The sequence below is a fragment of the Deltaproteobacteria bacterium genome (assembly GCA_019308905.1).
Taxonomy (GTDB): domain Bacteria; phylum Desulfobacterota; class BSN033; order WVXP01; family WVXP01; genus JAFDHF01.
The window spans coordinates 1-7,035 of sequence record JAFDHF010000118.1; the positions used below are offsets into that span (position 1 = coordinate 1).

Below are 7,035 nucleotides of genomic sequence, written 5' to 3' on the forward strand. Positions count from 1 at the left end.
CAGGGTGAAGGAGAAGATGGATCAGATCCTGGAGACCCATCAGCCCGAGCCCATGGACGAGAAGCTGATGGAGGAGATGAAAAAGATCGCCGAAAAGGCGGACAAGAAGGCTTCATGAGGCGAGGCTCTCCGCGCAGAGGCGGGAGAATCGAAATGGGTCGGTGAAGAGTAAGGCGAACAGACCAGAGGCCGGCCCTTTGCGGAAAGAGGGTGAGATGACTGTTCCCATAGTGATGAGGGGGTGAGTTCTTTTTCAAACCAAGGAGGATTAGCACCATGAAAAGGAAGAAGAATCATGACGTCAGCAGGAGGACTTTTCTCAAGGGACTCGGTGCCGCGGGTGCAGCGGCGGCCGCGGGGATCGGTTTCCCCTCGGTTATCCTAGGCAAGGCCGAGGTCGACAGATCTAAGCTGGCAAAGAGTATCTCATTCAGTTCATATGGGGGCAGTTGGCAGGAGAACCTGACCAAGGCGGTGCTTGACCCCTTTACAAAGGAGTACGGTGTTGAGATACTGCAGAGCAGTCACGGCGGCGAGGAGGAGATCCTGGCAAAAATCAGGGCAGGGGGTGCCGGTGCGTACGATCTTATCACCATCAACGAAAGCGGCTTCTACCCAGGAGTACTGCAGGGGCTCTTCGAACCCCTTGATCTTGAGAACATACCGAATTTCACGAACATGATGAAACCCCTCCAGAAGCCCATCTACGATCCGGGGATCAAGATGGACGGGAGGATCCGTTCGGTCTCCAGCGTGTTCGGCACGACGGCCCTGACTTACAACACCGAGAAGGTGGAGCCCAAACCAGACTCGTGGGCACCCTGCTGGGACAAGAAGTACGCCAAGAAGATCTCCATGAACGAAATGGCCTGGTACCGGGTTTTTACAACGGCCCTTTACCTGGGGCAGGACCCGAACAATATCACCGACTACGATGCCCTCTGGGACGCGGTCAGGCAACAACACAAACTCGTCCTGAAATACTGGAGTTCCGGGATGGAGATGCAGCAGCTCTTCACCAACAGGGAGATCTATCTCGGTGAATTCTGGAGTGGAAGAACCCTCAATCTCAAGCTTCAGGGCGTTCCTGTAGAGTATGTGATACCCAAAGAAGGGGCGAGCACCTGGGTGGAGGCCTGGTGTATCCCGAAGGGCTCGAAGAAGAAGTATACCGTCGAAGTCCTTATGAACTTCATGCTCAAACCGGAAATCGCGGCCCGCATGTCCGAATTGACGAAGTATCCATGCTCTCTGGATCCTTCAAAATACAAAGTCACGGAGACGATCAGAAGTCTCCCGGACTTCGACCCCACGGGAACGCTTCAGAAATACAAATTCGTCGACTACGCATACAAGGAGAAGCACAACGCGGAGTGGACGGAGAAGTTCAACGAGATCAAGATGGGTGGATAGCGCGGAGCGAGAACCCGAGACGTGAGGGAGTTCGGAAAGGCCTTATGGTCTTTGCGGGTCTCCTCACGCCTTGAGAGAGGCCCCTTTCGTGAAAGATCTTGAACTGAGGAATGTCACAAAGACCTTTGGATCGTTCACGGCTGTGAAGGATTTGTCGATCGAGGTGGAAGAGGGGGAGTTCGTCTCATTCTTGGGCCCGAGTGGGTGCGGAAAGACAACGACTCTCCGTATGATCGCTGGTTTCATAGAACCCACGGCAGGGGAGATCTTTATTCAGGGCAGAAAGGTCAATGATCTGCCCCCCTATCAGCGGGACACGGGAATGGTCTTTCAGAACTACGCCCTCTTCCCCCACATGACGGTTTTTGACAATATCGCCTTCGGCTTGAGATACCGAAAGACGCCCAAGAACGAGATAGAGCAACGCGTGCGAGAGATGCTGCGACTGGTGCGGTTGCCAGGGCTCGAGGATCGGAAACCTTCCGAGCTGAGCGGCGGGCAGCAGCAGCGAATCGCTTTGGCCAGGGCGCTGGTGATCAAGCCAAAAGTGTTGCTTCTTGATGAGCCCCTTTCAAACCTGGATGCAAAGCTTCGCGAGGGGCTTCGCGTCGAATTGAGGCAGATTCAACAGGAAGTGGGGATAACCTCCATCTTCGTCACCCACGATCAGGAAGAGGCCCTCACTCTGTCTGACAGGGTCATTGTTATGAACGAAGGGGAGATCGTGCAGACGGGGACCCCCTTTGAGGTCTATGAGAACCCACAATCACTCTTTGTGGGCCGATTCCTGGGACAATCCAACCTCTTCGAGTGCAAGGTACTCTCCATTCAGGCAGATGAGGCGGTTGTTCAACTTAAAGGGGGCCTCACCCTCGGAGCGGTTGTTAGAGAAGGGGTTGAAGAGGGCGATACGGTCAAGGTCCTCATCCGTGCCGAACGGATCAGGGTGTCGGAGAAGAGCTCCAGAAAACACCGTGAAGGGGGGATGAACGTTCTCAGGGGAACGATCGAAAACGTCAGCTATCTCGGGAGTAACATATACTACTACCTCCGGCTCGATAATCAAGAGACCCTCCTCGCCATTGAACAGACCGAGGAGATGGCGCCCCATAGCAGAGGAGGTTCGGTCGATTTAGAGATCCGTTTCACGAGTTGTATTATCCTGAAAAGCTGAAAACCTATCTATGTATCGATCGATTGGGAGTAGTTTCTTCCCAGCCCGCCATTCCTGCGGGGGCTCACGCCAGGGAAGAGGGAGGCTCTTGGCGGAAAGAGGTGAAGGCGGGAGCGGGTTTGTATGAGGGCTTTCAAAGAGACGCTGGCAGAGAAGACGGGTGTGCTTGAGCGTCTGACCGACAATAAGCGGTTCGCCCTGGCGATTCAGCTGGGCCCCATCCTTTTTTGGGTGGTCGCCTTCCTGGTTGTACCCATCCTTATCATCCTCTTCTACAGCTTCTGCCTCAGGGGATTTGGGGGAACCATTGAGTACACTTTCTCCCTAAAGAACTATATCCATTTCCTGACGACACCCGTTTACCGGAGGGTTTTGATCAAGTCCCTTGTGATCGGGATAGAAGTCACCGCCGGAACGCTTCTCGTCGCGTACATTCCAGCCTATTACATAGCCACGAGTAAGTCTAGGCACAGGACCCTGCTGATTATCCTGTTGATTGTCCCCTTCTGGACGAGTTTTCTCATCCGCACTTATTCATGGATTCTCATTCTCGGAAGAGAGGGCATCATCAATGTCTACCTCATGAAACTCGGTATCATCTCGCAACCTCTCAAACTTCTTTACAGCGAGTTCGCCGTGGTTCTCGGCCTGGTTCACTGGGTCCTCCCCTTCATGGTCCTGCCCCTCTTTTCGACCATCGACAAGATCGACTTCAACCTGGTGGACGCAGCGAAAAACCTCGGCGCCAATTCGCTCCAGGCTTTCTGGAGGGTCACCCTTCCCCTCAGCATGCCGGGCATTGCCGGGGGGTGTCTTCTGGTATTTGTATTGACCGTGGGATCCTACATCACTCCTGCCCTTCTGGGAGGCCCCGAAGACCTGATGATCACAATGGTGATCACCCAGCGGTTTCTCAACCTCTTTGACTGGCCTTTCGGTTCCGCTGCTTCCATCATATATCTGGGGCTCATGATTGTATTTATCTTGATGTACGACCGTTTGATCGGCATAAGGCGTATTCTGAGTGCGTAGAATCGGAGAAAGGGGGATCATGTCAGATTGAGGCGGGTTTTTACAGGGGAATGGTTCGTCAGGTGGTTCACCGTGGGAGTCTATATCTTTATCTTTGCTCCCATCGTGGTTGTGATTCTCATGTCTTTCCATCCCAGGGACATCGTCTCATTCCCCATGCCGGGGTTCAGTTTCAAGTGGTATCTGAGATTTCTAACCAACTATAGGCTCCTGGCCGCGCTCCGTACCAGCCTCGCCCTGGGAATGGTATCGGCTGTTCTGTCGGGGATCATCGGAACCCTGGCGTCTTTTGCAATCGTCCGGTCAGATTTCAAAAGAAAGGAGATGCTTAATGCGGTGATCTTTGCACCCATGGTCATCTCGGGCGTAGTTTTCGGGGTGGCTCTCCTCTCTTTCTTCGATTTTGTCCACTTCCCGAGGGGTTTTGTGGGTCTTGTCATGGCTCATACCCTCCTGACGATTCCCTATGTGGTTGTAGTCGTCTGCGCTCGTCTGGCAGGCTTTGATCGATCCCTTGAGGAAGCCGCCATGAATCTCGGTGCCAACCGTCTTCAGACCTTTAGGGCCGTTACCCTTCCGATCATCGCTCCCGGAATTATCGGCGGAATGATGTTGGCTTTTACCATCTCTTTTGATGAATTTCCAGCGACCCAGTTCCTGGCGACACCCCATGCTACTACGGTCCCGATCCTCGTATTCTCAATGATCAGGACAGAGCTGAATCCTCAGATAAATGTCCTTGCCACGGTGATGCTTATTGTCACGATCAGTCTTCCGGTGGTCGCACAGCACTTCTTGCGCAAGAAATGAATAGCGGGCACACCTATGGCGGGCCTGTATGCCTCACACCAGGTTATCGTGTCTGAGAGAAATGGCCGTGGAGGAAAGATTACGAAGTTTCCGGGTCAGAGCTCTTGCCGTGGAGAGCCTCTCCTGAAGAGGTGAGTTGCCATTGTCCAAGGCCGCCGGGTTCTGGGAGGTCGAGGCGAGGGAGGCTTTGGAACGGGTGAGAGAGTTTTTTCAGAAAGGAGAACCCCCGTTTTTCAGGGGCGACCGGGTAGATACTGCAAGGACCTGCAGAATTTCAAGTATTGAGTGGAGGGAACCATGGAAAGTCATGTCCAAAGAACAATCGTGAACTCATGGAACGAATGGGATCCGCTGAAGCATGTCATCGTTGGCAAAGCGGATTACTGTTGCATTCCGTGGCCTGAGCCGGCCCTCGATGCCAAAGTGCCCGAAGACAGTGACATGAAGGGCATGCACGGTCCGCGGCCTCAGGCGACCGTTGAGAAGGCTAACGCGCAACTCGATAATTTCGCCAGGATCCTTGAGGAGAGAGGGGTTCGGGAAGGGCATGCACGGTCCGCGGCCTCAGGCGACCGTTGAGAAGGCTAACGCGCAACTCGATAATTTCGCCAGGATCCTTGAGGAGAGAGGGGTTCGGGTTGACAGGCCGACACCGCTTCAGTGGAACCAGGCCATTGGGACCCCTGATTGGAGAGTCAACTCCATGTTCGGGTGTATGCCACCAAGGGACGTGCTCCTTACAGTCGGAAAAGAGATCCTCGAGGCCACCATGTCCTACAGGTGTCGGTGGTTCGAATACCTGGCGTACAGGCCTTTGCTCCAGAGGTATTTCGAGGAAGACCCGGAGATGAGGTGGGAAGCTGCCCCGAAGCCGAGGTTGACGGATGCGGACTACAGACCGGACTACTTTAACCAAAAGATCACTATTGAGCAGAGACTCAAGTGGACCGCGGAGAAATTCTTCGTGACCACAGAAGAGGAACCCCTGTTCGACGCAGCCGATGTCTGCCGCATGGGCAAGGATCTGTTTCCCCAGCATGGATTTACAACCAACCTGAAGGCCGTGGATTGGCTGAGACGCCACTTTCCTGAGCACCGAATCCATGCCGTGAACTTCCCTGGCGATCCATACCCGATTCATATCGATGCTACCTTTGTGCCGGTTCGCCCCGGCCTCTGTATCAACAACCCGAATCGGCGACTTCCAGAAGACCAGAGAAAGCTATTCGAGATCAACGGCTGGGAGATCATAGACGCGGCCCAGCCAGCCCACAAGACCCCACCCCCCCTGTGTTACTCAAGCGTCTGGCTTTCGATGAACGTACTCATCCTCGACCCCAAGACGGTCTGTGTTGAGGCAAGTGAGGTCCATCAGATGGAACAGTTTGATAAGCTCGGCTTCGAGGTCATTCCCGTTCCCTTTAGAGATGCCTATCCCTTTGGAGGAGGTCTCCACTGCGCTACGGCTGACGTTTACAGGGAGGGAACCTGTGAGGACTACTTCCCAAAACAGATCGAGGGGTTCTGAGCTGACGTTTACAGGGAGGGAACCTGTGAGGACTACTTCCCAAAACAGATCGAGGGGTTCTGACTCGACAGATTAAACGATCCCTGTTAAGGAGAGAGGCCGGCCGGTTTGAGCGGCCTCTCAGACATTGGCGGGCATTAGGCGGGCATTAGTAGGCATTAGGGGACGCCTATGATTTTATGGAAAACTTTGTTAGGCTATGGTTCATAGGCGGAAGTTACTTTTAACAGCAATTTTTTCACCCCTCAACGATGCCCTGCTTACCGCTGACTGGGAAACCCCCATGCGACGTGACGACTCAACCGTGCTCATTCCCGGTTCACGATTGGCCCAGTAGCAAAGCAGATTTCGCGATTTGAAATGTGGGGATCCTTGCCACGACCAAGGACAGAGCCAATGAACATGGTTGGGGATGTCGGATGACGATGTGATGGATGGCACCGGCAGGATCTATCCTCGTTCTTCTTGGCATATGTCCATCGAACGATGGAAATTGACAAGAACAAGAAGTAAAGCATAAAATCATATGCGTCCCGGATTCCGGATTCGACGGATTCGATCGGATTCTATACGCCGGATTCTACGGATTCGTATGGAACTGATGGAGATGGCCACCTGAACGAGGAGGAATCTCCACACAGAAGTCATGATGCTCAATCAGAGAATAGAAAGATTGTTCCTTCAAGGCGTACCGAATCATCATTGCCGCCTGTTTTCCAGTGGCGACTGGTCTCGGGCTTTTCATAGTCGGATAGTAGCAGAATTTGCCTCTAGTGGTCGAGCACTCCTCTTCTTTTCCATCATGGGGTAAAACCAAAGATGATAAAGAAAAAGGCAGGCTACTTTGACCCGCCTTCACTCCCGCATCAGCAAGTATTGTCATTCATCCATATCAAGGCACCTCCCAGCCCGGCCACTCGGGCGGCATCGAGTGGTTGGATTTGCCAGGGAATTTGTAATCACTTGCTTGGTAGGCCCAGACCCCGGAGACCGCATTTCCCGAGAAAATCTTACGCCCCATAGAATAATGCGTGCCTAGCCAGCCATACGGTAACGTGTTTCCGTGGACCTTGGTATT

General features: G+C 53.5%; 4 protein-coding genes and 1 pseudogene. All 5 read left to right on the forward strand.

Features of this window, described 5'->3' with window-relative positions:
• Positions 1–276: 276 nt before the first annotated feature.
• The 5 genes and pseudogenes from JRJ26_20135 (at position 277) to JRJ26_20155 (ending at position 5,957) form a co-directional block, all read left to right on the forward strand.
• Positions 277–1,413 carry an extracellular solute-binding protein gene (locus JRJ26_20135; GenBank protein ID MBW2059801.1) on the forward strand — a complete coding sequence of 379 codons (1,137 nt, stop codon included), beginning with the start codon at positions 277–279 and terminating at the stop codon, positions 1,411–1,413.
• A gap of 88 nt (positions 1,414–1,501) precedes the next feature.
• A complete protein-coding gene (locus JRJ26_20140; protein MBW2059802.1) occupies positions 1,502–2,587 on the forward strand; it encodes an ABC transporter ATP-binding protein in 1,086 nt (361 codons plus the stop codon).
• A 123-nt stretch (positions 2,588–2,710) separates the two neighbouring features.
• On the forward strand, positions 2,711–3,619 hold the full coding sequence (locus tag JRJ26_20145) for an ABC transporter permease (GenBank protein ID MBW2059803.1): 909 nt from the start codon (positions 2,711–2,713) through the stop codon (positions 3,617–3,619).
• 72 nt (positions 3,620–3,691) lie between these two features.
• Positions 3,692–4,429 carry an ABC transporter permease gene (locus tag JRJ26_20150; GenBank protein MBW2059804.1) on the forward strand — a complete coding sequence of 246 codons (738 nt, stop codon included), beginning with the start codon at positions 3,692–3,694 and terminating at the stop codon, positions 4,427–4,429.
• Between the two features lie 297 nt (positions 4,430–4,726).
• A pseudogene (locus tag JRJ26_20155) lies at positions 4,727–5,957 on the forward strand (serine/threonine protein kinase).
• Positions 5,958–7,035 lie beyond the last annotated feature (1,078 nt).